Source organism: Vulcanithermus mediatlanticus (genome assembly GCF_055385885.1).
The window spans coordinates 262,483-285,517 of sequence record NZ_AP042385.1 but is presented as its reverse complement, the minus strand read 5'-3'; the positions used below and the strand labels follow the sequence as shown (position 1 = coordinate 285,517).

General features: G+C 64.0%; 22 protein-coding genes, 1 tRNA gene and 1 riboswitch. Of the genes, 9 read left to right on the top strand and 14 right to left on the bottom strand.

Translation table 11 applies throughout. The annotated features are described in order from the left end of the window. Window positions 1–71: 71 nt before the first annotated feature. The 3 genes from ACZ5BT_RS02345 to ACZ5BT_RS02335 all read right to left on the bottom strand — a co-directional run bounded on the left by ACZ5BT_RS02345 (window position 72) and on the right by ACZ5BT_RS02335 (window position 3,702). A complete protein-coding gene (locus ACZ5BT_RS02345) occupies window positions 72–1,628 on the bottom strand; it encodes an ABC transporter permease (protein WP_464885025.1) in 1,557 nt (518 codons plus the stop codon). Beyond that, on the bottom strand, window positions 1,625–2,665 hold the full coding sequence (locus tag ACZ5BT_RS02340) for a thiamine ABC transporter substrate-binding protein (protein ID WP_464885024.1): 1,041 nt from the start codon (window positions 2,663–2,665) through the stop codon (window positions 1,625–1,627). Before ACZ5BT_RS02340 ends, ACZ5BT_RS02345 begins: the two co-directional genes overlap by 4 nt. 36 nt (window positions 2,666–2,701) lie before the next feature. Next, a riboswitch (TPP riboswitch) is annotated at window positions 2,702–2,806 on the bottom strand. Between the two features lie 5 nt (window positions 2,807–2,811). Continuing rightward, window positions 2,812–3,702 (bottom strand): cation diffusion facilitator family transporter, encoded by an 891-nt coding sequence (locus tag ACZ5BT_RS02335; RefSeq protein ID WP_464885023.1) that lies wholly within the window; start codon window positions 3,700–3,702, stop codon window positions 2,812–2,814. A 123-nt stretch (window positions 3,703–3,825) separates the two neighbouring features. On the opposite strand from ACZ5BT_RS02335, the gene ACZ5BT_RS02330 reads away from it, so the two are divergent. Next, window positions 3,826–4,518: a peptidase M4 gene (locus tag ACZ5BT_RS02330; RefSeq protein ID WP_464885022.1), complete on the top strand. Its 693-nt coding sequence runs from the start codon at window positions 3,826–3,828 to the stop codon at window positions 4,516–4,518. Between the two features lie 118 nt (window positions 4,519–4,636). Here ACZ5BT_RS02330 and ACZ5BT_RS02325 read toward each other — a convergent pair. Both ACZ5BT_RS02325 and ACZ5BT_RS02320 read right to left on the bottom strand, forming a co-directional pair. Further along, window positions 4,637–4,712: transfer RNA gene (locus ACZ5BT_RS02325), tRNA-Ala, on the bottom strand. 67 nt (window positions 4,713–4,779) lie between these two features. After that, window positions 4,780–5,115, bottom strand: coding sequence for a hypothetical protein (locus ACZ5BT_RS02320; RefSeq protein WP_464885021.1), 336 nt, complete (start codon window positions 5,113–5,115; stop codon window positions 4,780–4,782). A gap of 230 nt (window positions 5,116–5,345) precedes the next feature. On the opposite strand from ACZ5BT_RS02320, the gene ACZ5BT_RS02315 reads away from it, so the two are divergent. Together ACZ5BT_RS02315 and ACZ5BT_RS02310 are read left to right on the top strand one after the other, a co-directional pair. After that, a complete protein-coding gene (locus ACZ5BT_RS02315) occupies window positions 5,346–8,234 on the top strand; it encodes an adenosylcobalamin-dependent ribonucleoside-diphosphate reductase (protein WP_464885020.1) in 2,889 nt (962 codons plus the stop codon). A gap of 75 nt (window positions 8,235–8,309) precedes the next feature. Beyond that, complete coding sequence (locus ACZ5BT_RS02310; protein ID WP_464885019.1) at window positions 8,310–10,598, top strand: glutamine--tRNA ligase/YqeY domain fusion protein; 2,289 nt, start codon at window positions 8,310–8,312, stop codon at window positions 10,596–10,598. On the opposite strand, the gene ACZ5BT_RS02305 is transcribed toward ACZ5BT_RS02310, so the two are convergent. From ACZ5BT_RS02305 to ACZ5BT_RS02285, 5 genes are all read right to left on the bottom strand, one after another. Continuing rightward, a complete protein-coding gene (locus tag ACZ5BT_RS02305) occupies window positions 10,576–11,391 on the bottom strand; it encodes an HAD-IIA family hydrolase (protein WP_464885018.1) in 816 nt (271 codons plus the stop codon). The two genes, ACZ5BT_RS02310 and ACZ5BT_RS02305, sit on opposite strands and share 23 nt — an antisense overlap. 6 nt (window positions 11,392–11,397) lie before the next feature. Then, the gene (locus tag ACZ5BT_RS02300) at window positions 11,398–12,225 is read right to left on the bottom strand and encodes a carbohydrate ABC transporter permease (protein ID WP_464885017.1); all 828 of its coding nucleotides are present in this window, start codon (window positions 12,223–12,225) and stop codon (window positions 11,398–11,400) included. Window positions 12,226–12,234: 9 nt separating this feature from the next. Then, entirely contained in the window at window positions 12,235–13,128 is an 894-nt protein-coding gene (locus ACZ5BT_RS02295; RefSeq protein ID WP_464885016.1) for a carbohydrate ABC transporter permease, read from the bottom strand. A 48-nt stretch (window positions 13,129–13,176) separates the two neighbouring features. Next, window positions 13,177–14,484: an ABC transporter substrate-binding protein gene (locus ACZ5BT_RS02290; protein WP_464885015.1), complete on the bottom strand. Its 1,308-nt coding sequence runs from the start codon at window positions 14,482–14,484 to the stop codon at window positions 13,177–13,179. Between the two features lie 67 nt (window positions 14,485–14,551). After that, entirely contained in the window at window positions 14,552–15,340 is a 789-nt protein-coding gene (locus ACZ5BT_RS02285; RefSeq protein WP_464885014.1) for a DeoR/GlpR family DNA-binding transcription regulator, read from the bottom strand. A gap of 137 nt (window positions 15,341–15,477) precedes the next feature. Between ACZ5BT_RS02285 and gmk the strand changes: the two genes are divergently transcribed. From gmk to ACZ5BT_RS02260, 5 genes are read left to right on the top strand one after another with little or no spacing between them, the layout of a single operon-like run. Next, entirely contained in the window at window positions 15,478–16,179 is a 702-nt protein-coding gene (gene gmk / locus ACZ5BT_RS02280; RefSeq protein WP_464885013.1) for a guanylate kinase, read from the top strand. Then, entirely contained in the window at window positions 16,160–16,462 is a 303-nt protein-coding gene (gene rpoZ / locus ACZ5BT_RS02275) for a DNA-directed RNA polymerase subunit omega (RefSeq protein WP_464885012.1), read from the top strand. Before gmk ends, rpoZ begins: the two co-directional genes overlap by 20 nt. Before the next feature lie 2 nt (window positions 16,463–16,464). Continuing rightward, complete coding sequence (coaBC, locus tag ACZ5BT_RS02270; RefSeq protein ID WP_464885011.1) at window positions 16,465–17,664, top strand: bifunctional phosphopantothenoylcysteine decarboxylase/phosphopantothenate--cysteine ligase CoaBC; 1,200 nt, start codon at window positions 16,465–16,467, stop codon at window positions 17,662–17,664. A gap of 57 nt (window positions 17,665–17,721) precedes the next feature. Beyond that, window positions 17,722–18,180 carry an arginine repressor gene (gene argR / locus ACZ5BT_RS02265; RefSeq protein WP_464885010.1) on the top strand — a complete coding sequence of 153 codons (459 nt, stop codon included), beginning with the start codon at window positions 17,722–17,724 and terminating at the stop codon, window positions 18,178–18,180. Between the two features lie 25 nt (window positions 18,181–18,205). Next, window positions 18,206–18,835, top strand: a complete 630-nt coding sequence (locus ACZ5BT_RS02260; protein ID WP_464885748.1) for a MarC family protein — start codon at window positions 18,206–18,208, stop codon at window positions 18,833–18,835. A gap of 111 nt (window positions 18,836–18,946) precedes the next feature. On the opposite strand, the gene ACZ5BT_RS02255 is transcribed toward ACZ5BT_RS02260, so the two are convergent. The 4 genes from ACZ5BT_RS02255 to sdhC are packed head-to-tail and all read right to left on the bottom strand — an operon-like array spanning window position 18,947 to window position 22,168. After that, window positions 18,947–19,648: a succinate dehydrogenase iron-sulfur subunit gene (locus ACZ5BT_RS02255; protein WP_464885009.1), complete on the bottom strand. Its 702-nt coding sequence runs from the start codon at window positions 19,646–19,648 to the stop codon at window positions 18,947–18,949. Between the two features lie 9 nt (window positions 19,649–19,657). After that, complete coding sequence (sdhA, locus tag ACZ5BT_RS02250; protein ID WP_464885008.1) at window positions 19,658–21,397, bottom strand: succinate dehydrogenase flavoprotein subunit; 1,740 nt, start codon at window positions 21,395–21,397, stop codon at window positions 19,658–19,660. Between the two features lie 10 nt (window positions 21,398–21,407). Beyond that, entirely contained in the window at window positions 21,408–21,809 is a 402-nt protein-coding gene (locus ACZ5BT_RS02245; RefSeq protein WP_464885007.1) for a succinate dehydrogenase hydrophobic membrane anchor subunit, read from the bottom strand. Beyond that, on the bottom strand, window positions 21,809–22,168 hold the full coding sequence (gene sdhC / locus ACZ5BT_RS02240) for a succinate dehydrogenase, cytochrome b556 subunit (RefSeq protein ID WP_464885006.1): 360 nt from the start codon (window positions 22,166–22,168) through the stop codon (window positions 21,809–21,811). The genes ACZ5BT_RS02245 and sdhC overlap by 1 nt, the downstream gene beginning before the upstream one ends. A gap of 384 nt (window positions 22,169–22,552) precedes the next feature. On the opposite strand from sdhC, the gene speD reads away from it, so the two are divergent. Further along, window positions 22,553–22,993: an adenosylmethionine decarboxylase gene (speD, locus tag ACZ5BT_RS02235; RefSeq protein WP_464885005.1), complete on the top strand. Its 441-nt coding sequence runs from the start codon at window positions 22,553–22,555 to the stop codon at window positions 22,991–22,993. Window positions 22,994–23,035: the final 42 nt, after the last annotated feature.

Below are 23,035 nucleotides of genomic sequence, written 5' to 3'. Positions count from 1 at the left end.
AGCCCCATGGAGCCTGGAGGGCCCGAGCGTTTTTTCAGGTGACTGCGCTCCTTCTGGCTCTTGCGAGGTACTTAGCCGAGTTTCCCCTCGCGCCCGACCAGGGCGAAAAGGAACACCGAAAGCCCCATGAGGATCACCGAGAGTGCCAGCGCTTCGCCGAAGTTGGCCATGCCCGGTTTCCCCAATCGGTCGTAGATGGCCACCGTGAGCGTGGCCCACTCCGGCCGGACCAGAATCATGGTGGCGCCGAACTCGCCGATGGCGCTGGCCAGCGCCAGGGCCATGCCCCCGGCCAGCGCCGGGCGGATGAGGGGCAGTTCGACGCGCCAAAAGCGCCGCCAGGCGCCGGCGCCGAGGGTGGCGGCCGCCTCGAGGAACTCGGGTTTCAGGCCCCGGAGTGCGGGAATGAGCGTCCGCCCGAGAAGGGGGTAGGCGAGGGTGGCATAGGCCAGCACCAGGATCCAGGCGCTGGCCCGGAGGTGGGGGTAGGCCAGGAGGTAGCCGATCCCCAGGCTTACCGGGCTGACGAGAAGGGGGAAGAAGCCCAGCAGGTCGAGCCCGGGGCTCTTTCGGGCCACGCCGAGGGCGTAGAGGAGCCCGACCGGCAGGGTGAGGGCCAAAGAAGCCAGGCCGAAACGCAGGGTGTTGCCGGTGGCCTCGAGGAGTCCGGGGGAGAAGTAGCTGCTCTGGGGCCTGAGCAGGCGGAGGTAGTTGTCGAGTCCCAGGCCTTCTGGCCCGTAAAAGCTCCTTGCGATCAGGGCCAAGAGGGGGGAGAAGAGGACCAGCATACCGCCCCACACCAGCGCGGCGAGGAGCCAGGCGGCCCGGGGCGGAAGCGTGCGCACGGGGGGCTCGCCGAGGCTCGGGGCCAGTTTCGACTGGGCACGGAGATAGGCGAAGCTCACCAAGGCGAGCACCGCACTTTGCCAGACCACCAGGGCGCTGGCGCGGGGGAAGTCGAGCTCGTAGGCGAGGCGCCGGTACACCTCGACTTCGAGGGTTGCGTACCTGTAGCCCCCGAGCAAAAGGGGAACCCCGAAGCTGGCGAAGGTATAGACGAAGGTGAGACCGCCGCTCGCCCAGAGGCCGCTTTTGAGGAGGGGAAGCGTGACCCGAAAAAAGGCGCGAAGGGGGCTTGCCCCGAGGGTTCGCGCCGCGGCCTCGAGGGCCTCGCCCTGGCGGGCCAGCAGGCCGTGGAGGATCCTGGTGGCGAGGCCGAGGTTATAAAAGACCGCGGCCCAAAGCAGCACGAAGACCGTTCCCGAGAGATCCCTGCCAACGATCCCCCGAGGTCCGAGCAGGGTGAGGAATCCGGTGGCGACCACGATGGTCGGCATCACGAAGGGAACGCCGGCGACCGCGAGAAAGGCCTCCCGCCCGGGAAAGCGGTAGCGAAGGCTGTAAGCGAGGGGCACCCCGAGCAGGATCACCAGGGCGCTGGCCGCGAGCCCGTACTCCAGGCTCCAAAGGAGGCGTTCCCACAAGTATCGGTCGGAAAAGACCGAGAGCGCCTCGGGGGACACCCCGCGCGCGAGGACCTTGGCCAGGGGGTAGACCACGGCGATGGCGAGAAAAAGGTAGACCGGCAGGGCGTAGGCGCTGCCGGTCGTCCATCCGCGCTTGGTCATGGTTGGGTTCGCGCCTCTTCCGGGCTGAGGCCCTGGAGCACCACCTTGGTCCACTCGCGAATCCAGCGGCTGCGCTTTTCGCGGATGGTGTCGGGGTCCAGTTTCGCGGGATACGCTGGGATTTGGGCGTACTTAAACACCGGAGGCAGCGCGGCGTCCCGACGGGCCGGGTAGACCCACATGTTGAGCGGAATGTCCTCCTGGACCTTTTTCGAAAGCAGCCAGTCGACGAATTTCTGGGCGGCCTTCAGGTTTTTGGTGCCTTTGAGGATGCCGACGAATTCGACCTGGAAGAAGGCGGTCTTGGGGATGTCGAGGTTGCCGGTGGGGGGCGTTTGGTACTTGCCCTCCGAGAAGTAGACCTCGGCCGCGGGGCTGGTGGTGTAGCTCACCACCAGGGAACGGTCGCCCCCGTAACGGGTGAAGTCGGAGAAATAGGCCTCGCTCCATCCCTTGGCCACCTTCACGCCGCCATCGCGGAGCTTGGCCCAGAAATCCAGGTAGCCCGGATCGCCGAAGTTGGCCACGGTGGTGAGCAGGAAGGCGAGGCCGGGAGAGCTGGTGGCGGGGTTTTCGACCACCAGGCGCTTGGCCCACTCGGGCTTGGTCAGCTCCTCGAGGGTCTTGGGGAGGGCGCTGCCCTGGAGGGCTTCTTTGTCGTAGTTGATGGTGACGTAGCCGTAGTCCACCGGGATAACCCGGAGTTTGGGGTCGAGGATGAGTTCGGAACGAAGCATTCTCACCTGCGGCGAGGCGTAGGCGATGAAGAGGTCTTCCTCGAGGGCCCGGGAAAGGAAGGTGTTGTCAACCCCGTAGAGCACGTCGGCGATGGGCGCGTCCTTGGTGAGGATGGCTTTGTTTAAGGTTTCTCCGGCATCGCCCCCCTTGATGAAGCGGAGCTTGATGCCGCTTTCCTTTTCGAAGGCCTGGATGAGCGATTTGGAGAGCGCGAAGCTGTTGTGGGTGAGGACCCGGAGCTCCTGCGCGTAGGCGAGTCCGAGGACCAAGAGCAAAATGGTGGACAGTTTCTTCCACATAAAAACCCCTCCTTGCGTCACCAGGAGGGGAAGGTGGGCTTTGGGCCGTCACCTTCCCTACGCCGGCATTACCCGGATCAGGTTCCAAGGGTAGGCGTCCGCCTTCTCAGCTCCCCGCAGGGAGCACCCCCGGTGACGCCTCCATTCTACCCTTTGGCCGAGGACGGTTCGTGAGGGGCGTCGCCAAGCGGGGTTGGCTCGATCTGGACCGTGACGTGCTCGATGCCGTGGGATCGGGCCACCTCGCGCGCGCTCTCGATGAGCTCGGGATACTGGCGGCACGGCAGCTGGCTGACGAGGTGCACGGTCAGGATGGGGTAGCGGTCGCTGAGGGCCCACACGTGCAGATCGTGGACCGCCTCGACGCCGGGGATCGACAGGAGTTCGGACCGCAGTTTCGCCGTGTCGACGCCCTTCGGCGCCCGCTCGAGGAGAATCTCCAGCGCCTCGCGGAGCAAGGTAATCGTGCGCGGCAGGATCCAAGCCCCGATCCCAAAGGCCACCAGCGCGTCGGCGTACACCCAGCCGGTGAGGGCGATGATCGTGGCCGCGGCGAGTACGCCGATCGATCCGAGTGCGTCGGCGAAGACCTCGAGGTAGGCCCCCCGGAAGTTGAGGTTGTTCGTGGCCTCCGATTGAAGGATCCAAAGCCCCACCAGGTTCACGAGCAGACCCAGCGTGCCCACGACGAACAGGGCTTCGGGGGCAATCGCTTCCGGTTGAAAGAGCCGCCGCACGCCATCGATGGCGATGTAGGCCAAAAGCCCGAGCAGCAGCAGGGCGTTGGCGAAGCCGCCCAGGATTTCGTAGCGGGCGTGGCCGTAGGTCGCGCTCTCGTCCGCCGGGCGCTGGGCCAGTTTCGACGCCACCCAGGCCGTGAACAGCCCCACGACGTCACGGAGCATGTGGCCGGCGTCGGCCAGGAGGGCGAGACTGCCGGTGTAGAGGCCGATGGTGAACTCGACGGTCATGAAGCCGCCGGTCAGGACCAGAACCCAAAGCAGCTTTCGACGGGCGAGCGAGCCATGATCGTGCATCGCTTTTCAGGTTAATCGATGCCATCCACCAACACCCCAGGGGGTATAAGCTCGACTCGGGAGTCGATCCTTTATTGAAGCTTTACCAAGACCCCCCAATCTGGATGCTGGAGGTGATGGTGAATGCGTAAGTCCAACGCGATACTGCTCGGTTTGCTCGGCGTAGCGGCTCTTGGGTTCGTGCTCGCACAGGGGATGTTCGGGGCTCCGCCCGATCGGGGCTATGGCTACGGTTATGGGTACGGTGGATACGGGTATGGGATGATGGGCGGTTACGATGGCTGGTACGGCGGCATGATGGGCCCGGGGATGATGGGTGCCGGCATGATGGGTGGCGGCATGATGGGGGGCGTTTACCTCCCCGACGCGCGACCCATTGACCAGGCCGAGGCTGTGCGCCGCATCCAGGACTTCGTGGCTCGGGTGACGCCGGGGGCGAAGGTCAAGGACGTCATGGCCTTCAGCCAGAACTATTACGCCCAGATCGTCGACGACAAGGGTCGGGGGCTCGGCGAGGTGATCGTGGACCGTTACACCGGCGTGGTCTACCCCGAGCCCGGGCCCAACATGATGTGGAATGGCGCTTCGCGTTACTTCCGCACCAACCCGCGCTATGACCTCGAGGCGGCGAAGGATCTCGCCAAGCGCTTCCTCGCCGGCTACCTGCCGGGCGCGGAGATCCTCGAGGCCCAGGCCTTCGACGGTTACTACACCTTCGACTTCGGTCGGGGCAAGATCGAAGGCATGCTCTCGGTGAACGCCTACAGCGGCGAGGTCTGGGTACACACCTGGCACGGCGTCTTCCTCGGCGAGTGAGTCCTTCCCCTCCCAAAGGCGAGCCCCCTGGCATGGCCAGGGGGCGTGTTTGGGCAACAAGGGGTCCGGTCGCTTGCCAATCGAAATGCCCGGTGGTCTCTGCGACCACCGGGCTTCCTGGTGGAGCCGAGGGGACTTGAACCCCTGACCTCCTGAGTGCGATTCAGGCGCTCTCCCAGCTGAGCTACGGCCCCACGCGCCCGCGATTATGCTAGCGCCAATTCGTCCGTTTGTCCAGCGTTCCAGGAGTGGGCCGCCCCCTTATCCGGGCGGGGCCACGGTCGTGAGGATGTGCTCCAGGAGGATGACCCCCAGGGCGGAAACCACGGCTGTGAACGCGGTGGCTTTGGGTTCGGCTCCCGAGAAGATGGCATAGAGCCCGAGCAAGGCCAAAACAGCCACCAGGCCGCAGCCCAGGCGCACGATGTTGGTTTTGAGGCCGGGCGCGGTGGATTGGGCCAGGGTCACCACTTGTGGGCCCGGCGGGTTTGGGTTCAGGCCAGCGGTGTTCAAAAACCAAAGGCCAGAGCCGGCAAAGATCAACACCAAACTGAGAAGCCATGTCGCCCAGATTCTTTCCCAGGTATCGCCCGGCATAGGTCTCCCTTCTGCACCCGGCTCAAATTGGATATCCAATGCCTATTCTAGGCCGCACCTGGGGCGCGGGGAGGTGACGGGTGCCCCGGGGGAGGGCATAGGCTGGCCCTGGCCGTGATATTGTAGGTTGCGCACACACCGGCAGGCACTAGATATAGTAGACTAAGCAGCGAGCACAACTATATGTTGTGCCTAAGCTGACGCCCGTCAGCAAGAGGAGGCTGAGAGGCATGCGCGACACCCCATTCGACGAACACGCCCAGGCCATCGCCAAACGTCAGTACATGCAGCCAGGTGATGGCGACATCTACGGAATGTTCCACCGCGTGGCGGCGTGGGTGGCCACGCCAGAACGTGAGGACGAGCGCGAGCGTTGGACCCGCGCCTTTGAAGCGCTGATGCGTTCGAAGCGTTTTTGTCCGGGCGGGCGTGTGCTGGCGGGGGCGGCGACGCCGCACGGCAACGTGCTCAACTGTTTCGTCCAAGGCGCGACCGATCACCCTCCGGAGAGCCTGGAAGGCATCATGGAGGTCGCCAAGAAGCTGGCTTTGGTGACCAAAGTGGGCGGGGGAAACGGGGTCAACCTCGACCCGCACCGCTCGGCATCGGAAGACAAGCGCTGGGGGATGGTCCGCGGGTTTGCCTACATGCGGGCCGATCATCGCGATGTCGAGGACTTCATCAAGGGGCTCATGCGCCCGAGCAGTAACCCCGACGGCGAGAAGATGCCGCACGCCGTGCGCAACTGGACGCGGGTGATCTACGGGCAGGTCTCCCCCGAGCTCGCGGCCATGGCCCGGGAATATGGGGTCCGGACCGTGCGGGAACGCCCGGAAGCGGTGATCGAGATCGACGACGACATGGGGAGCATCATGGACGTGGCAGCGGAGGCCGCGCGCCTGGCGTTGCGCGGTGAGGAGCCCCATGTGGACTTTTCTCGGCTCCGGCACGAGGGGGCGCCCGTGAAAAGCTCGGGCGGCACCGCCAGCGGCCCCACCAGCTACCTGGTCGAGATCTACGACAACTTCCTCGAGTGGGCGAACCGGGGCGGGCCCGAGGCCGGGCCGGTGGCGACGCTGCGCTACGTTTACGCGCCGGTGCTACGGGTGGTTCGCCAGGGGGGGACGCGCCGGGGTGCGGGGATGGCCACGCTGGACGTTGGGCACCCCGACCTCTTCGATTTCCTGACCGCCAAAGACCTCGACCGCGAGGCGGCCGAGGGCGACATCTCGACCTTCAACATTTCGGTATTGGTCAGCAACGCCTTTGTGAAGGTCCTTGAGGAGGACGGGCTGTGGCCGATCGAGCCCCGCGAGGTGCCGGGGAAGTACTACCCGGTCCGCCTCGAGGGCCCCTACCAAGGCCGGGTGCCCGAGCTTGGCGAGCGCGAGGACGGGGCCAGGCCGATTCCCGTGTATGAGGGTGGCGTTCCCGCCCGCTGGATCTGGCACGAGATCGCCTGGCATGCCTGGGCAACCGGTGAGCCCGGCCTCATCTTCATCGACCGGGTCAACGAGAAGTCGGCGCTCAAAGGGCTGGGTCAGCGCTGGCAGATTCGGGCCACCAACCCTTGCGGTGAGATTCCCCTCACCGTTGGCGAGCCCTGCGACCTCGGGGCCATGAACCTGGCCGCCTACGTGGACGAGGAAGGGCGTTTCGATATGGCCAGCTTCCGGCGGGACGTCCACACCGCGGTGCGGTTTTTGGACAACGTCCTCGAGGTCAACAGGTTCGCCCTCGAGGATAACCGCCAGGCATCCCAGCGCTTGCGCCGGCTCGGCCTTGGGGTCATGGGCCTTGCCGACGCCCTCATCAAGATGGGGCTGGCCTACGATACCCAGGCGGCTCGCGACCGGGTGTACGAGATCATGAGCGCGATGCGGGAGGAGGCGGTGAAGGCCTCGGAGGCTCTGGCCGAGGAGCGGGGCGTCTTCCCCCTCTACCAGGAACACGAGCCGTATTTTCAAAAGCTCGGGGTCCGGCCCCGGCGCAACGTCGCGCTGCTGACCGTGGCGCCCACCGGGACCACCAGCATGTTGATGGGGGTTTCTTCGGGCATCGAGCCGGTGTTCGCGCCTTTTGTGTGGCGGCGGATCGGTGGGGAGTACAAAGCCCTTATCCACCCGCTGTTCAAAGAGCTCCTCGAAAAGCACCCGCCTCACCCCGACTTGAGCGACGGGGAGGGGGGATGGGACTGGGACAAGGTGACCGAGGCCATCCAGGAAAATCACGGCTCGGTACAGGGGCTCTTTTTCGTTCCCGAAGAACTGCAGAAGGTCTTCAAATGCGCCCACGACGTTCACCCGCTCGACCACGTGCGTATGCAGGGCGTGGTGCAGCGCGCGTTTGATGAGGCCGACTACGCCGGCAACTCGCTTTCCAAGACCATCAACCTCCCGCGCGAGGCGAGCGTTGAGGACGTGGAAGCGGCTTACACCGAGGCCTGGCGGACCGGGTGCAAAGGGATCACCGTGTACCGCGACGGCAGCCGCGAACACCAGGTGATCAGCACCAGCAAGAAGGACGAGGGCAAAGAAGCCGACGTAGCGAAGACGAGCGGTGGCGTTCCCACCCGGGCGTTTGGCAAACCCGTTTTCGAGCGGACGGGTCGGCTTTTCGGTTTTACCGACATGGTCAAGCTCACGGCCTCCGATGGGACGCGCTATTCCTATTTGGTGACGGTCAATATGGAGGGGTCGCATCCCATCGAGGTCATTCTGACCACCGGCAAGGCCGGCGACGAGCAGAACGCCGACGCCGAGGCGCTCGGCCGGGTGGTCTCAATCGCCCTGCAGTACGGGGTTCCACCCGAGGCCATCATCCATACCTTGCGGGGCATCAACGGCGGGCTCTACGGGAGCTATTACAAGAAGTTCGTGGCCTCGAAAGGCGATCTCATCGCTTTGGCCCTCGAGCAGAGCCTCAAGATCATGAACGGCGACCGCCATCCCCTGAAGCAGGCGGTGGCCAGGGTCGTTCAAAAGCCCCTCAAGGTCGAGGTGGGCGTGGTTCAGGATCAGGTTCACCACGGGCGTGCCTGCCCCGAGTGCGGGGGGCCGGTCAAGGTCGAGGATGGCTGCCTCACCTGCGAGGTCTGCGGTTGGAGCAAGTGCGGGTAAAGCTTCCACCGCGGTCAAAGCGGTGATTCAGCGAAGGGCCGGGCGCGCGCCCGGCCCTTCGCTTAACATAGTCCCATGCCGCGTTCGGGGATTCCAAGTGACGAGGCGCGACTGGTTCCGCCTAACTTCATCACCGAGATCATCGACGAGGACCTTAAAAGCGGGAGGTACGACCTCATCGTCACCCGTTTTCCACCCGAGCCCAATGGGTATCCCCACATCGGGCATGCCATTGCCAGCTTCATCGATTTCGGCATCGCCGCCGACTACCAGGGGCGCTGCCACCTTCGCCTGGACGACACCAACCCGTTGACCGAGCGGGCCCAGTACGTGGAAGCGATCGTCAGCGATATGCGCTGGTTAGGTTGGGATTGGGGCACGCACCTCTATTACGCCTCCGATCACTTCGACCGGCTCTATGAGATGGCCGAGGCGTTGATCAAGATGGGGAAGGCCTACGTGGACTCGCTTCCCGAGGAAAAGATCCGCGAATACAGGGGGACGCCCGACCGCCCGGGCATCCCCAGCCCCTACCGCGACCGCAGCGTGGAGGAGAACCTCGACCTCTTCCGGCGGATGAGGGACGGGGAATTCGAGGAGGGGGCCCACGTCCTCAGGGCCAAGATCGACATGGCCTCACCCAACATGAAGCTCCGGGACCCCATCCTCTACCGCATCATTCACGCCGAACACTACCGCACCGGTGCGAAGTGGTGCATCTACCCCATGTACGACTTTGCCCACCCCCTTTCCGACTACATCGAGGGCGTGACCCACTCGCTTTGTTCGTCGGAGTTCATCGAGAACCGAGCCGTCTACGACTGGCTGGTCGAAACTCTGGCCGGTTGCTGCGGTTTGCCCGAGTGGCCCCGCCCCAAGCAGATCGAGTTCGGCCGCCGCAGTCTTGAGTACACCGTGGTCTCCAAGCGCAAGCTGGCGAAGCTCGTCGAGGGCGGGTTGGTTTCGGGCTGGGACGATCCCCGCATGCCCACCCTTTCCGGGTTGCGGCGGCGCGGCGTTCGCCCCCAGGCCATCCGGCGTTTCGTCCAGAAGGTGGGCATCAGCCGCACTGACCGGACCGTCGACATCGCGCTCCTGGAGTGGGCGATCCGCGACGACCTGAACGCGGTGGCACCCCGGGTTATGGCCGTGCTCGAGCCGCTTAAACTCGTTCTGACCAACGTCGAAGGCGAGGAGTGGATCGAGGCACCTTACTTTCCCCCGGATGTGGGGAAGGAAGGTTCGCGGAGGATCCCCCTGACCCGGGAGATCTACGTTGAACGGGGCGATTTTGCCCTCGAGCCGCCCAAGGGGTGGAAGCGTTTGGCCCTGGGCTGGGCCACCCGGCTCCGCCACGCCTACGTGGTGGTGGTGGACGAGGCGGTGCGGGATGATCGCGGCGAGGTCGTCGCCCTGAAAGGCCGCGTGCTCAAAGACACGCTCGGGAAAAACCCCGCGGGGATCAAGGTGCGGGGGGCCATTCACTGGGTGAGCGCGCGTTATGGCTTGCCGGCCGAGTTTCGCCTCGTGGACCGCCTCTTCCGGGTGCCCCATCCCGACGAGCTGCCCGACTTCCTCGCCGCCTACAACCCCGAATCCCTCGAGGTCAAACAGGGCTTTATTGAACCGAGCGTGAAGGACGATCCACCCGACACCCGCTATCAGTTTGAGCGCCTGGGGTATTTCTGGCGGGATCCGGTGGACTCGACCGACGCCCGGCTGGTCTTTAACCGTATCGTGACCCTCAAGGATACCTGGGCCCGGCGCGAAAGGGCAGAAAGGCCCAGGAAAACCACGGTCAAAAAAGCGGGTCCGGAGGCGAAGCACCCGCCCGAACTCACCCCGGAGGCACGGGTTCGATTCGAGCGCTACCTGGCCCAGGGGGTCGGCGAGCAGGAGGCGCTGATCCTGGCCCGGGAGACGGAATTGGGCCGGTACCTCGAGGCCGTCTTTGACCTTCCGCGAAAGACCGTCGCTCCCTGGGTGGTCCACGAGATCGGCCCCTTCTTGCGCCGGGGCGAAAACCGGGTCCGGCCGGAGGATCTGGCGGAGATTCTGCGCTTGCTGGCCGAGGGCCAAGTGAGCGCCCGTATCGTGAAAGAGGCCTTGCAAAAGGCCCAGGAAAGCGGCCGGAAGCCGGCGGCCATCGTCGCCGAAGAGGGGCTGACCGTGATCACCGACGAGGCGACGCTTTCGCCCCTGGTGGATGATGTGCTGCGTGCTTTTCCCGAAAAGGTGGCCGCTTACAAAGCGGGCAAGACCGGATTGCTCGGATTCTTCGTGGGCCAGGTGATGCAAAGGACGAAGGGGCGGGCGGATCCCCAAAAGGTCCAGTCGCTCATCAAGGCGCGCCTGGAGGGATAGACTTTTCCGCCAACTCGAGGTCGAGCTCGGGCAGCTGGGCGATGCTTTCGATGACGTGGTCGGGGCGGGGTTCGGCCGTTGAGAGCGCCTCGGGGGTGGTGACGCCGCTGAGCGTGAGAATGCCCAGCATCCCCGCCTTTTTGGCCAGGGCGATGTCGGTGGCGAGCCGGTCGCCGACCATGGCGGTTTCGTCGGCGGTGAGACCGAGGCGCTCCAGCGCGACCTGTGCGGTGTGGATCGAAGGCTTCCCGACCACGGCTTCGACGCGCTTGCCCGTGGTGGCCTCGAGGGCCGCGATCACCGCGGCGGCATCGGGGATTTCGCCCCCTTCCACCGGGCAGGTGGGGTCGGGGTTGGTTGCGACGAAGTGGGCACCGCGGCGGATCGCCTGGAAAGCGATGTTGAGCTTTTCATAATTGAAGGTCCGGTCGAAGGCGGCGATCACGTACTCGATCGCCTCCGGGTCGTTGCAGGGGTAGAGCCCCGCCTCGCAAAGTTCCCGAATAAGTGGTGGTTCACCGATGGCGAAGACCTTGGCGCCAGGGGCGCGTTTTGCCAGGTAGCGCGCCATGACGTAGGAAGAGTGGATGATGTCGGATGCCTGCGCCTCGATCCCCAGCCGCTCGAGCTTTTCCGCGTAGGCGGCGCGTGACGCCAGGGGTTTATTGGAGAGAAAAACCAAACGCCTTCCCCGCATGCGCAGCTGAGCGAGCGCTTCCCTCGCCCCGGGAATCAGCCGGTCGCCCAGGTAAACGGTGCCATCGAGATCGATCAGATAGCCGCGTATGCCCATAACCACCTACTTCTCCGATTGCATGGCGATGCCCTGGGCAAAACTCTTGCGAAGCGCGAGCAGGACGACGAGCGGCGGCAGCATGGCGATCACGGTACCGGCCATGATCACGTTCCACTCTGGGGCAATCTGCTCGCTGGCGATGAGCATCTTGAGGCCGATCTGAACCACGCGCATCTCCTTGGTGGTGGTGACGATGAGCGGCCAGAGGTACTGACTCCACATGAAAACAAACTCGATGACGAAGAGCGCGGCGATGTTGGTGCGGGAGATCGGCACCAGGATCTGCCAAAAATAGCGCATCGGCGTGGCCCCGTCCACGCGAGCGGCGTCGCTGAGTTCGCGAGGGACGGTGAGGAAGAACTGCCGGAAGAGGAGGATGCCGGTGGTGCTGGCGAAAAAGGGCACCGTCAGCGCCCAGTAGGTGTTGATCCAGCGGAAGTCCGCCATCAGCTCGTAGGTGGGCAGGATTCGCACCGGCAGGGGCAGCATCTGGGTGATCATGCTCATGCCAAAGAGCAACCCCCTGCCCCGGAAGCGAAAGTGGGTGTAGGCAAAGGCGGCGAGGAGCGAGAGGATGATCTTGACCACCGAGACCACGAGGGAAATGAACACGCTGTTGAAAAAGAGCCGTCCGAAGCTGGCCCTGACCCAGGCCTCACGCACGTTTTCCAGGAACTGGGTCCCGGGTACGAGGCGCGGCGGATACTGGTAGGCTTCCCGAAAGCTGAGGGTGCTGGTCACGATGGCGTAGAAAACCGGGAAGGCCAGCACCGCCACCAGCAGGATGAGGGCGGCGTGGGTCAGCATGGTGAGGGTGCGTTTCCGTGTCACGCTGCCTCCTTAGCGGGCGTAGGCCGCCTTCTTGGTCGCCGCTCGGAGCTGGAGGGTGGCGGCCACGGCGATGACCACGAAGATGATGACCGACTGGGCATCGGCTCTTCCCGACTGGAGGTGGATGAAGGCGTCGCGGTAGAGGTTATAGACCAGCAGGTTGGTGGCGTCACCCGGCCCGCCCTGGGTCATGATGTCGATGAGCCCGAAGACCTGGAAAAACGCGTAGAGCATGTTCATGAAGAGCAGAAAGGTGGTGGTCGGGCTCAAAAGGGGGAAGGTGATGTGGCGGAAGGTCAGCCACGGTCCGGCCCCGTCAACCCGCGCCGCGTCGAGCAATTCTTCGGGGATGTTCTGCAATCCTGCCAGGAAAAAGACGATGTTGTAGCCGAGCATCTTCCAGGTCGCGGCGGCGGAGACCACGAGAAGGGCTAAGGTACCGTTTGTCATCCAGTTGAGGGTGTAGCCGGGTATGATCCGGCCTACGAGGTAGGGCACGAGCCCGGTGGCGGGGGCAAAGAGCAGCGCCCAGATGGTTCCGGCAACGGCAGGGGAGAGCGCGTAGGTCCAGATCAGTGCGATCTGGTAAAACCCCACCCCCTGGATTTTCTGGTTGAGGAGGAGGGCGATGGCCAACGACGCGCCCAGTCCGACCACGACCACGAAGGCGGAAAAGTAGAGGGTGACGACCACGCTTTTCATGTAGTCGCTGGATTGAAAGAGCTCGAGGTAGTTGCGCAGGCCCACGTAGATGGTCTTGGTTCCAAAGGGAGAGGTGACAAAAAACGAACCCCATACGCTTTGGGCGAAGGGGACGATGAGAAAGACCACGATCACTGCCACCGAGGGCAGGATGAGGAGGTAGGGCAAAAGCGGATGACCCGGGAATCGCTCGTCCTGCATGACGTTCCTTTCTTTGCCTGGCGCCGCTCGCGGCGCCAGGCAAAGGGGCTAGTGGAGCTCGTTGTACTGCTTGAGTAGCTGATTGGCCTTCTGGGCGGCTTCGTCGAGGGCGGCTTTGGGTGAGAGGACGCCCGAGACCGCTTTCTCGATGGCGGCCCGTTCGATTTCGCGGATTTGCACGAAGGGGCCGAGGCGGACCCCGGTGGCGGCTGGGGTGTCGCGGCGGCCGGAGAGGATTTGCAAGAAGGCGGTGAGGTAGTTTTGATCCTTGCTGAACCACCCTTCGTTGAGGAGCTCCTGGACCGCGGCGTTGATCGTGGGGAAATAACCGGTGCCCTTATGCCATTTGACGGCGATCTCCTTTTTGGCCAGGAACTTGAGGAAGGCCCAGACCGCGGCGAGCTCCTCTTTGCTCTGCCCCTTGGTCACCCAAAGACTGCCGCCGCCGATGACCGAGTTGCCTCGAGGATACCCCTCGAATCGCGGCAGGAAGGTGGTGCCGACTTCGAAACTCGCGCCCTTTTCGATGCCGGCGAGCGACGACGTCGACTGGATCAGCATCGCGATCTGCCCCGAGACGAAGGCGGTGTTGGCCGAGTATTCGGGGCCGCCGTAGAGGAAGACCTTTTCCCTCGCCAGGCGGGCCCAGGTCTCGAGGACCATCTGGCCGAAGGGGCCGTTGAAGAGCACCTTTTCCGCCCGGCCATTGCGGCCGTTTTCGTGGTCGGCGAAGAGCTGGTTATGGTAGGCGAACATCTGCTCGAAGATCCACCCCGGCCAGCCGAAGGAAAGCGCGTGGTCGACCACCCCACTCTCGACCAGCTTCTTGCCGTATTCCTCGACTTCTTTCCAGGTGGTGGGTGGTTTTTCCGGGTCGAGCCCCGCCTTTTTGAAGAGGTCTTTGTTGTAGTAGAGCATCGCGGTCGAGGAGTTGAAGGGCATTGACCAGAGCTTTCCGTTGGTTGAGTAGTAGTTGGTAATGGGGATCACGTACTGGGCCCAGTCCCAGGTTTCCCCCAGCATGCCTGGAATTTCGTAGACGGGGATGATCGCCCCGCTGTCGAGCATGGTCTGGGTCCCGACCTCGTAGACCTGGACCAGGTTGGGGGCGTTGCCGGTGCGAAAGGCGGCGACGTATTTGGTGAGGGTCTCGGCGTACTTGCCGGTGTAGAGGGCGTTGAGTTGGATATTGGGGTGGGTGGCGTTGAACTCATCGACGATGGCCTCGACGACTTTGAGGCGGGACCCCGACATGGCATGCCACCAGGTAATCTCGACTTTTTGGGCCAGCGCCAGACCGAATCCGAGGCTCAGGCTGGCGAGCGCGAGCGCGAACGCGCGCGAGGGTCGTTGCATCACTTGCTCCTTTCCTCAAATGAGGCGAGTTCCTGAGTCCTTTCTGGCCGACCGTGTTTTTTCGCTCTCACCCCCCTACGATCTCCAGCTCGATCTCGAGCTCGTTCAGGGCGCGTTTCAGCGGCGGCGGCGGGGCGCGGTCGGTGATGATCCGCTCAACATCCTCAAGGCCCGCCAGCCGGCCGTGGGTGACGACCCCGAACTTGCTATGGTCGGCGAGGACGATCGTCGACTGGGCGCGGTGAACGACCTCGGCCATGATCTCGGCCTCTTCGAGCGAGGGCAGGGTGAACCCGTGCTCGAGCGAGATCCCGTTCACCCCGATCAGGGCCAGGTCGAAATAGATGCCCTCGAGGGCCCGACGGGCCAGTCCGCCCACCATTCCGAGGGAGACGCTCCGCAGGTAACCGCCCACAACGTACACCTCGACGCCGTCTTTCTCCAGCAGCGCTCCCGCGTGGTTGATCGCGTTGGTAAAGACCCGTAGTCGGCGCGGCCCCAGGGCGCGAATGAGCTGCATGGTGGTGGTGCCGTTGCCGATGAACACCACCATGCCGTCCTCGAGATGGCGGGCGGCGGCACGGCCGATTCGTGCTTTTTCTGCGCTGTGACGCGCCTCTTTATCTTTGTACGATGGCTCGTTGGCGAGCGGCATATTCGTGACCGCGCCCCCGTGGGTGCGCACCAGGGCGCCGGCAGCGCTCAGCGCGTTGAGATCGTTGCGGATTGTCATCGAGGATACCCCGAAGAGCTCCGAGAGTTCCGAGGTCTTCACCTGTCCGGCTTCCCGCAGCCGTTCGAGAATCATCCGCCGCCGCTGTGCCGTGAGCGGCACTTTGTGCTTCTTTTCTTTCATGTTGCTCGCTTTCGATTTCTTGCATTCTAAACCCCCGGTGACCTTATGTGCAAGGGTATGGATGTTTGCTCGGAGACCCCAGAGGCTTGTTGTGCCTTGAATGGGCCTTTGTTAGGATGGTTCCGCTTGGAGGTAGGGTGGCCAAGGGCACGTTGTTCGTCATGACTGGGGCTTCTGGGGTTGGCAAGGGTACGCTACGCGAGCGTTTGATGGAGCGCGTCAAGCTCTATTACTCCATCTCCATGACCACCCGACCGCCCCGATCCGGTGAACGCCACGGGGTCGATTACTGGTTCGTCGATCGATCGACGTTCCTCGACATGCGCGCCAAGGGTGCGTTCTTGGAGAGCGCGGAGTACGTGGGGAATTACTACGGGACCCCTCGGGCACCGGTTGAGCGGCACCTGGCGCAAGGCGAGGACGTGTTGCTCGAGATCGAGGTTGAGGGAGCGAAGCAGGTCAAGGCCATGGCCCCCAAGCTGGGGATTCCCGCGGTGTTCATTTTCATCATCCCCCCTTCCTTGAGCGAACTGCGCCGAAGGTTGATCGTTCGCAGCAAGGCCTTGAACGAGGAAAAGCTCCGGGAGATCGAGCGCCGATTGGCGCGTGCCGAGCGGGAGATTACGACCGCCCTCGAGGTCGGCTTCGACTATGTGGTGGTCAACGACGTCCTCGAGGAGGCGGTGGAACGGCTGGTTGAAATCATTCGTGCCGAGCGGCTCCGACCCTGGCGAATGGAAAACGCGCTTGAAAAAGCCGCCGAGCGAAGCCCCGAACTGGAGGCCGAGCTGGCGGAGATGGAAAGGTGGATGATCCAAGATGGCGGAAGCGGGCATTGATCAATTGCTGGGCCTGGTTGATTCGAAGTACCGGCTCACGGTCGTGGTGGCGAAAAGGGCACGGCAGCTTTTGCAATACAGCTTTAAGAACACCGTGCTCGAGCCGAAGGCATGGCCGAAGATGCGCACCTACGAGGGCGAGGTCCCCGATCCCAACCCCGTGACCTGGGCGCTTAAAGAGCTGGCGACCGGCGAGCTCACCATTGGCGAGAACCTGGTGCCGGAGGATAAGCTCAGCCGGCTCCTCGATCAGCTCTATCCCGAGGTCACAGAGGAGGGGTAACCTTGGCTCATCGGGTCCTGGTGGCGGTCGGGGGCGGCGCCGCGGCGATGAAGTCGCCGTTCGTCGTCCGCCGTTTGCTGGAGGCGGGCTACGCGGTCAGGGTGCTCGCCAGCCCCAGGGCCCTGGCTTTTACCACCGAGGCGGCGCTGGCCCTGGCCAGCGGGAACGAGGTGGCGACCGAGACCCGCTGGTTTGAACCCCACGGCCGGGCGTTGCACCTCGATCTCGCCGCCTGGGCCGACTTGGTCCTGGTCGCTCCGGCGACGGCGGCGGCTCTGGCGCGCGCCGCCACTGGACTGGCCGAGGATTTGCTCACCGCGACCATCGTGGGCGGTGCCCGACGGGTGCTCTGGGCCCCGGCGATGAACCCCGAGATGTGGCACCACCCCACCACCCAGGCCAACGTCCGCAAGTTGGAGGCGATGGGCCATGGCTTTGCCGGCCCCGTCCACGGGGCCATGGCGTCGGTGGGCGAGGCGGAGGGCCTTGGGCGGATGGTCGAGCCCGAGGACCTCGTGGCCCACGTGCGCCGGGCGCTGGCGCCGAAGGACCTCGAGGGCCTGCGCGTCCTCGTCACCGCTGGGCCGACACGCGAACACCTCGACCCGGTGCGTTTTCTTTCCAACCCCTCCTCGGGAAAGATGGGGTTCGCGTTGGCGGAGGCGGCCCGGGATCGGGGGGCGAAGGTGGTTTTGGTGAGCGGGCCCACGGCCCTTCCGGCGCCTTTCGATGTGAACCTGGTGCGGGTGGAGAGCGCGCTCCAGATGCGCCAGGCCGTGCTGGACCACTTCGAACAGAGCGACGCGGTGATCATGGCGGCGGCGGTGGCCGACTGGCGTCCGGCCGAGAAACTTCCGGAGAAAGAGGCCAAGTCGGGGCGTGAAAAGACCCTTCACCTGGTGGCGAACCCGGATATCCTCGCCGAGCTCGGAGCTCGCAAAGGGGGCCGGGTGCTGGTCGGCTTCGCCATGGAAACCGGCCAAGGGTTGGACCGTGCCTTTGCCAAGGTGAGGCGGAAGAACCTCGACTTCATCTGCCTCAATCACCCGACCCGGCCCGAGACCGCCTTCGGCGCCGATACCAACCGGATCGTCGTCGTCTACCCCGATGGCCGCACCGAGTCGCTGGGGCTGGCATCGAAGCGAGAACTCGCGGACCGGATCCTCGACCGGGTTCGCGGATCTATACAGCAGCACGTATAATCTTCGGAAAGAAAGCCTGTCAGGCTTACGTCGAACTGTCGTGAGGAGGTATGTCTGATGCCCAATAAAGAAATGCGTCACAAGAAGATTCAGGAGATCGTTGCCCGAGAAGAGATATCGACCCAGGCTGAACTCGTGGAGCGGTTGCGCCAGGAGGGGTTCAACGTGACCCAGGCGACGGTGAGCCGGGACATCAGCGAGCTGCGCCTGGTCCGGGTGCCGCTCGGCAAAGGGAAGCATAAATACGCGCTGGCGCCGATCGAGCTCGAGGAGGACGTCGAGGCCGAGCTCCGGCGTCAGTTCAAGGAATTCGTCCAGGACATTGATCGAGGCGAGAACATCATCGTGGTTCGGACCTCGACCGGTCACGCGGCCGGGATCGCGCTCTTGATCGACAAACTCAAAAACGACGACATCGTGGGCACGCTCGCTGGCGACGACACCATCTTGGTCGTGGCCCGGGGGGCGTCCGAGGCCCGGAGCCTCCTCAGCTACTTCGAGGGACTCCTCGTTTAGCGCTCTGGGTGATAGGGAGGCGGTTCTGGACACTCTAACCCTGGCGGTCAAGGCCTTCATGACCCTCCTCGTGGTCATGGACCCCGTCGGACTGGCTCCGGTCTTCGTGGCCCTGGCCGGGGACCGGCCGGAACGGGAGCAGGCCCGCATCGCGGTGAAGGCGGTTGGCATCGGCGCCTTGCTCCTGGTCTTCTTCGGCCTTTTCGGTGAGTCGCTCCTGCGCTACCTGGGGATTAGCCTGGGGGCGTTCCGGATCGCGGGCGGGCTGTTGCTCTTTAAGATCGCCGTGGAGATGGTCTTCGCGAGCCGAATCCGCGAGACACCGGAGGAGGAGGAAGAGGCCCGGCAACGCGAGGACATCAGCGTTTTTCCCCTTGCGATCCCCCTCCTGGTTGGCCCGGGGGCGATGGCCAGCATTTTGATTCTCATCGGCGAGGGGCGTCACGTTGCCGCCGGCCTCTGGGTGGTTGTGGCGGCGGCCTTCGTGGTGCTGATCCTCGCCTACGTGGCGCTCATCTTCGCCAGCCGGATCAGCCGGCTTTTGGGGCACACCGGCGTGAACGTGATCACCCGGGTGATGGGCGTGCTGCTGGCCGCGCTCGCGGTCCAGTTCGTGATCGACGGGACGTTGAGCGCCCTGGCGGGCCGTTTGTAGGCGGGACCTGGGGAACGCGGCCGCCGACGGAGGAGAAGCTTCGCGTTCGTTTTCGAAAGCGGCGGGCCCTGCCATGGCAGGGCCCGCCTGAGGGTTCCCGATGAACGCCGCTTACATCTCGCCGAACATCATGGCCCGCTTGACCTCACCGATGAGCTGGGTGACGGGAATTTCCCTGGGGCAGGCTTCGGTGCAGTTGTAGGCGGTGCGGCAGCGCCAAACCCCGCCGGTCGAACCCAAGGTGGCGAAGCGTTCCGCGGCGCCCTGGTCGCGGGAGTCGAAGATGAAGCGGTGGGCCTGGACCACCGCCGCCGGGCCGATGTAGGTGCCGTTGACCCAAAAGACCGGGCAGCTGGTGGTGCAGGCGGCACAGAGGATACACTTGGTGCCCTCGTCGAAACGCATCCGCTCCTCGGGGCTTTGCAAGCGTTCGCGCTCGGGAGGCGGCTCGTCGTTGATGAGCCAGGGCTTGACCGCGCGGTAGGCGGCAAAGAAGGGCCGCATGTCAACGATGAGGTCTTTTTCGACCGGGAGTCCGCGGATGGGCTCGACGGTGATGGTGTCGGTGCCCAGATCCTGGACCAGGGTCTTACAGGCCAGGCGGTTGCGCCCGTTGATCAACATGGCGTCGGAGCCGCAGATGCCGTGGCCGCAACTCTTCCGGAACGCCAGGGTGCCGTCGGTCTCCCACTTCACCTTGTGCAGGAGGTCGAGCACGCGGTCCATGGGCTCGACCTCGAGGCGATAGCTTTCCCAGTGGGGACGGCTGTCCTTCTCGGGATTGTAGCGGAGAATCTTCAGCGTGACCTGCATGCCCCCTCCTCAGTAGGTTCTCGGCTTGGGCTGGAACTTGGTGATCGTCACCGGCTTGTAGCGGAACTCCACCTCGCCCTTGCCTCGCTTGTAGATCAGGGTGTGCTTGAGCCAGTTCTCGTCGTCGCGTTCGGGGTAGTCCTCCCGGGCATGGGCCCCACGCGACTCTTTTCGGTTCTTGGCCGCGTGGACCACGGCTTCGGCGTCGTCAAGGAGGAATCCGAGCTCGATGGCGTCGATGAGGTCGGCGTTGTAGCGATCGCCCTTGTCCTGCACCACCACCCGCTCGTAGCGATCCATCAATTCCTTCAGGATGCCGATCTGTTTTTCCAGGAGTTCCTCGGTCCGGAACACCGAGGCGTTTTCCATCATGGTTTCCTGGAGATCGCGGCGGATGGCAGCCGCGGGTTCGCCCTTGGCGTTGGCCTTGAGGCGGCTGATGAGCTCCCGGGCGGCTTCGGTGGCGTTCGGCGGCAGGTCGACGAAGGTTTCACGCTGGGCGAAGCGAGCGGCGGCGATGCCGGCCCGGCGGCCGAAGACCACGAGCTCGCCAAGGGAGTTGGTGCCGAGGCGGTTCGCTCCGTGGAGGCTGACGCAGGCCGATTCGCCGGCGGCGAAGAGCCCCGGGATCGGGGTGTTGTTCTCGTCCTTGATGACCTCGCCGTTAATGGTGGTGGGGATGCCGCCCATGGCGTAGTGGGCGGTGGGCACGACGGGAATCGGCTCCTTGACCGGGTCCACCCCCAGGTAGGTCCGCGAGAACTCGGCGATATCGGGGAGCTTTTTCTCGATGATCTCGGGGTCGAGGTGGGTGAGGTCGAGGCAGATGTAGTCCTTGTTGGGGCCGCAGCCACGCCCCTCGCGGATCTCCAGGTACATGGCCCGGCTCACCATATCGCGGGGCGCCAGGTCCTTGATCGTGGGGGCGTAGCGCTCCATGAAGCGCTCCCCGTTGGCGTTCCTGAGAATGCCACCCTCCCCGCGGGCGCCCTCGGTGACCAAAATCCCCAGCCGGTAGAGGCCGGTGGGGTGGAACTGGTAGAACTCCATGTCCTCGAGGGGGATCCACCCCTTGCGGTAGAGGATGGCCTGCATGTCGCCGGTCAGGGTGAAGGCGTTCGAGGTGACTTTGAACATCCGGCCAAAGCCGCCGCTGGCGATCACGATCGACTTGGCCTGGAAGGTGTGGATCTCGCCGGTGGCAAACTCCAGCGCCACCACCCCGATGGCCCGACCGTCCTCGGTGAAGATGACGTCGAGGACGTGGAATTCGTTGTAGAAGGTAATGCCGTGTTTAACCGACTGCTGATAGAGGGTTTGCAGGATCATGTGCCCGGTGCGGTCCGCGGCGTGGGCGGCGCGGTGCACCGGCGCCTTGCCGTACTCACGGGTGTGGCCGCCGAACCTCCGCTGGGCGATCTTGCCGCTGGGCAGACGGTCGAAGGGGAGGCCCATGTGCTCGAGATCGATCACCGCCTCGATGACTTCACGGGCGAAGACTTCGGCCACGTCCTGGTCGGTCAGGTAGTCACCGCCCTTGACGGTGTCGAACATGTGCCATTCCCAGTGGTCTTCCTCGACGTTGCCGAGCGCGGCGCCGATCCCCCCTTGGGCCGCGCCGGTGTGGGATCGGGTGGGGTAAAGCTTGGAGATCACGCCCACGTTCGCGCCTCTGCGCGCGGCATAGAGCGCCGCCGTGAGTCCCGAGCCGCCAGCACCGATGACCAGTACGTCGTGTTGATGCGCCATGCCTGACCTCCTAGCGAGGAAGCTGGTAGTCCCAGCCCCACAGCGAAATCGTTCCCAACACCACCAGGAAAAAGACCAGGGTGTAAAGGATCGTCTTGGTCCAGATGCGGAGTCGTGCTGAGGCTACGTGGTCGTCGATCACGTAGCGGAGTCCGTTGGTTCCGTGGAGGAACGCGAGGAAGAGCAACAGCCAGTTATAGAACTTCCAGGTCACCGACGAGAGGTTTTGAGCCACGACGTCATAGGTCAGATCGCGATGGAAGTTGAAGGCCACGGCCCGGAAGTACAGGTGCCCGAGGACGAGAAAAACGAGGAGAACCCCCGAAACCCGCATGAACACCCACCAGGCGAGTTCGAGGTTGTTGCTTGAGAGTCGCTTGGCTTCTTCGAAACGGCGCGCGCGCAGGGCCATCACTCACCTCCTCCAAAGACGTGGCTCAGCATGGTATAGAACAGGGGTGCCCCGAGGAGCACATAGAGCGTCCAGACGGCGTACCAGAGCTGACGCTGGCTGCGCACACCCCAGCTCGTAAAGTCCATGAGGATAATCCGCAGCCCGTTCAAAGCGTGATAGAGCACCAGCGCGGCCACGATCACCAGGCCGACACCGAAAAACGGGTTTTCCTCAAAGGCGAGCAGGGCGTTGAACCATTTGGGTCCGAACATCGCGCTGGAGATCTCGGTGACGTGCAAGAGCAAGAAGAGCAGAATGGCGATCCCCGAGATCCTGTGTAGATAAAAAGCCCACTGACCTTCTCTCCCGCGGTACATATCCCCTCCTTTTACCGGACCCAGTTTATACCCGAGGTCCCGGCGTTGTCCCGGGAGGTAGCGTACTGTTTTGAGGCCTGGAGCGGCAGCCCGAGCTCCTGCGCCGTCTTGGAATGACCCGCCGGGTCATTTATACCCCTGGGGGGCATAGCCGATCGGGCGTCGGCCCTCGCGGGAGAAATTTTGACTGGTGGAGGCCCAAAACTCCCTCTTGATTAAAACCTCTGAGAATGTCGAATCCGAAGGGGTTTCCTGGCCCCTGCCCTCTTCTTTGCTATTCAGATTTGGACAGAAGCGGGCCCCAATCTTGACATCGAAACCCCACCCCCCCATAATGCCCTAGAGAAGCGGGGGGTACCCGCCTTGGCGAAAGGAGGTAGGGAGTTGGAAATCTTCGGTTTTGGACCCCACCTGATGATCGACGGCTACCAGGCCAACCCCCAAAAGCTGGCGGATAAGGAACTGATTCACAAGATTCTCGACGAGCTTCCGGAAGAAATGGGTATGACCAAGGTCCTTCCGCCGGCGGTTTTTGATTACCGTGGCAGCCGTCCTGAGGACGTTGGTCTGACCGGGGTGGTGATCATCGCCGAATCGCATATCGCGATCCACACCTTTCCCGAGCGGCGCTTCATCAGCGTTGACATCTTCTCCTGCAAGGACTTCGACATTAAAAAGGCGGTGGACCGGCTGGCGGAAGCCTTTGAAATCGGCCGTTACGAAACCTACCTCATCAACCGAGGTAAGGAGTACCCCAAGGATCCCGAAGAAGCCAGGATGATCATCGAGGGCGAGCGCGAATACCTCGAGGCCCGCATCGCCTGAAGCAAACGCGAAAAACGGCGGGGCCCCCTGCGGCGCCCCGCC

Excerpts from the sequence above, each read along its gene's own strand:
- ACZ5BT_RS02345 (WP_464885025.1), bottom strand. The coding sequence starts at position 1,628 with ATGACCAAGCGCGGATGGACGACCGGCAGCGCCTACGCCCTGCCGGTC.
- ACZ5BT_RS02340 (WP_464885024.1), bottom strand. The coding sequence starts at position 2,665 with ATGTGGAAGAAACTGTCCACCATTTTGCTCTTGGTCCTCGGACTCGCC.
- ACZ5BT_RS02335 (WP_464885023.1), bottom strand. The coding sequence starts at position 3,702 with ATGCACGATCATGGCTCGCTCGCCCGTCGAAAGCTGCTTTGGGTTCTG.
- ACZ5BT_RS02330 (WP_464885022.1), top strand. The coding sequence starts at position 3,826 with ATGCGTAAGTCCAACGCGATACTGCTCGGTTTGCTCGGCGTAGCGGCT.
- ACZ5BT_RS02320 (WP_464885021.1), bottom strand. The coding sequence starts at position 5,115 with ATGCCGGGCGATACCTGGGAAAGAATCTGGGCGACATGGCTTCTCAGT.
- ACZ5BT_RS02315 (WP_464885020.1), top strand. The coding sequence starts at position 5,346 with ATGCGCGACACCCCATTCGACGAACACGCCCAGGCCATCGCCAAACGT.
- ACZ5BT_RS02310 (WP_464885019.1), top strand. The coding sequence starts at position 8,310 with ATGCCGCGTTCGGGGATTCCAAGTGACGAGGCGCGACTGGTTCCGCCT.
- ACZ5BT_RS02305 (WP_464885018.1), bottom strand. The coding sequence starts at position 11,391 with ATGGGCATACGCGGCTATCTGATCGATCTCGATGGCACCGTTTACCTG.
- ACZ5BT_RS02295 (WP_464885016.1), bottom strand. The coding sequence starts at position 13,128 with ATGCAGGACGAGCGATTCCCGGGTCATCCGCTTTTGCCCTACCTCCTC.
- ACZ5BT_RS02290 (WP_464885015.1), bottom strand. The coding sequence starts at position 14,484 with ATGCAACGACCCTCGCGCGCGTTCGCGCTCGCGCTCGCCAGCCTGAGC.
- ACZ5BT_RS02285 (WP_464885014.1), bottom strand. The coding sequence starts at position 15,340 with ATGAAAGAAAAGAAGCACAAAGTGCCGCTCACGGCACAGCGGCGGCGG.
- rpoZ (WP_464885012.1), top strand. The coding sequence starts at position 16,160 with ATGGCGGAAGCGGGCATTGATCAATTGCTGGGCCTGGTTGATTCGAAG.
- argR (WP_464885010.1), top strand. The coding sequence starts at position 17,722 with ATGCCCAATAAAGAAATGCGTCACAAGAAGATTCAGGAGATCGTTGCC.
- ACZ5BT_RS02255 (WP_464885009.1), bottom strand. The coding sequence starts at position 19,648 with ATGCAGGTCACGCTGAAGATTCTCCGCTACAATCCCGAGAAGGACAGC.
- sdhA (WP_464885008.1), bottom strand. The coding sequence starts at position 21,397 with ATGGCGCATCAACACGACGTACTGGTCATCGGTGCTGGCGGCTCGGGA.
- ACZ5BT_RS02245 (WP_464885007.1), bottom strand. The coding sequence starts at position 21,809 with ATGGCCCTGCGCGCGCGCCGTTTCGAAGAAGCCAAGCGACTCTCAAGC.
- sdhC (WP_464885006.1), bottom strand. The coding sequence starts at position 22,168 with ATGTACCGCGGGAGAGAAGGTCAGTGGGCTTTTTATCTACACAGGATC.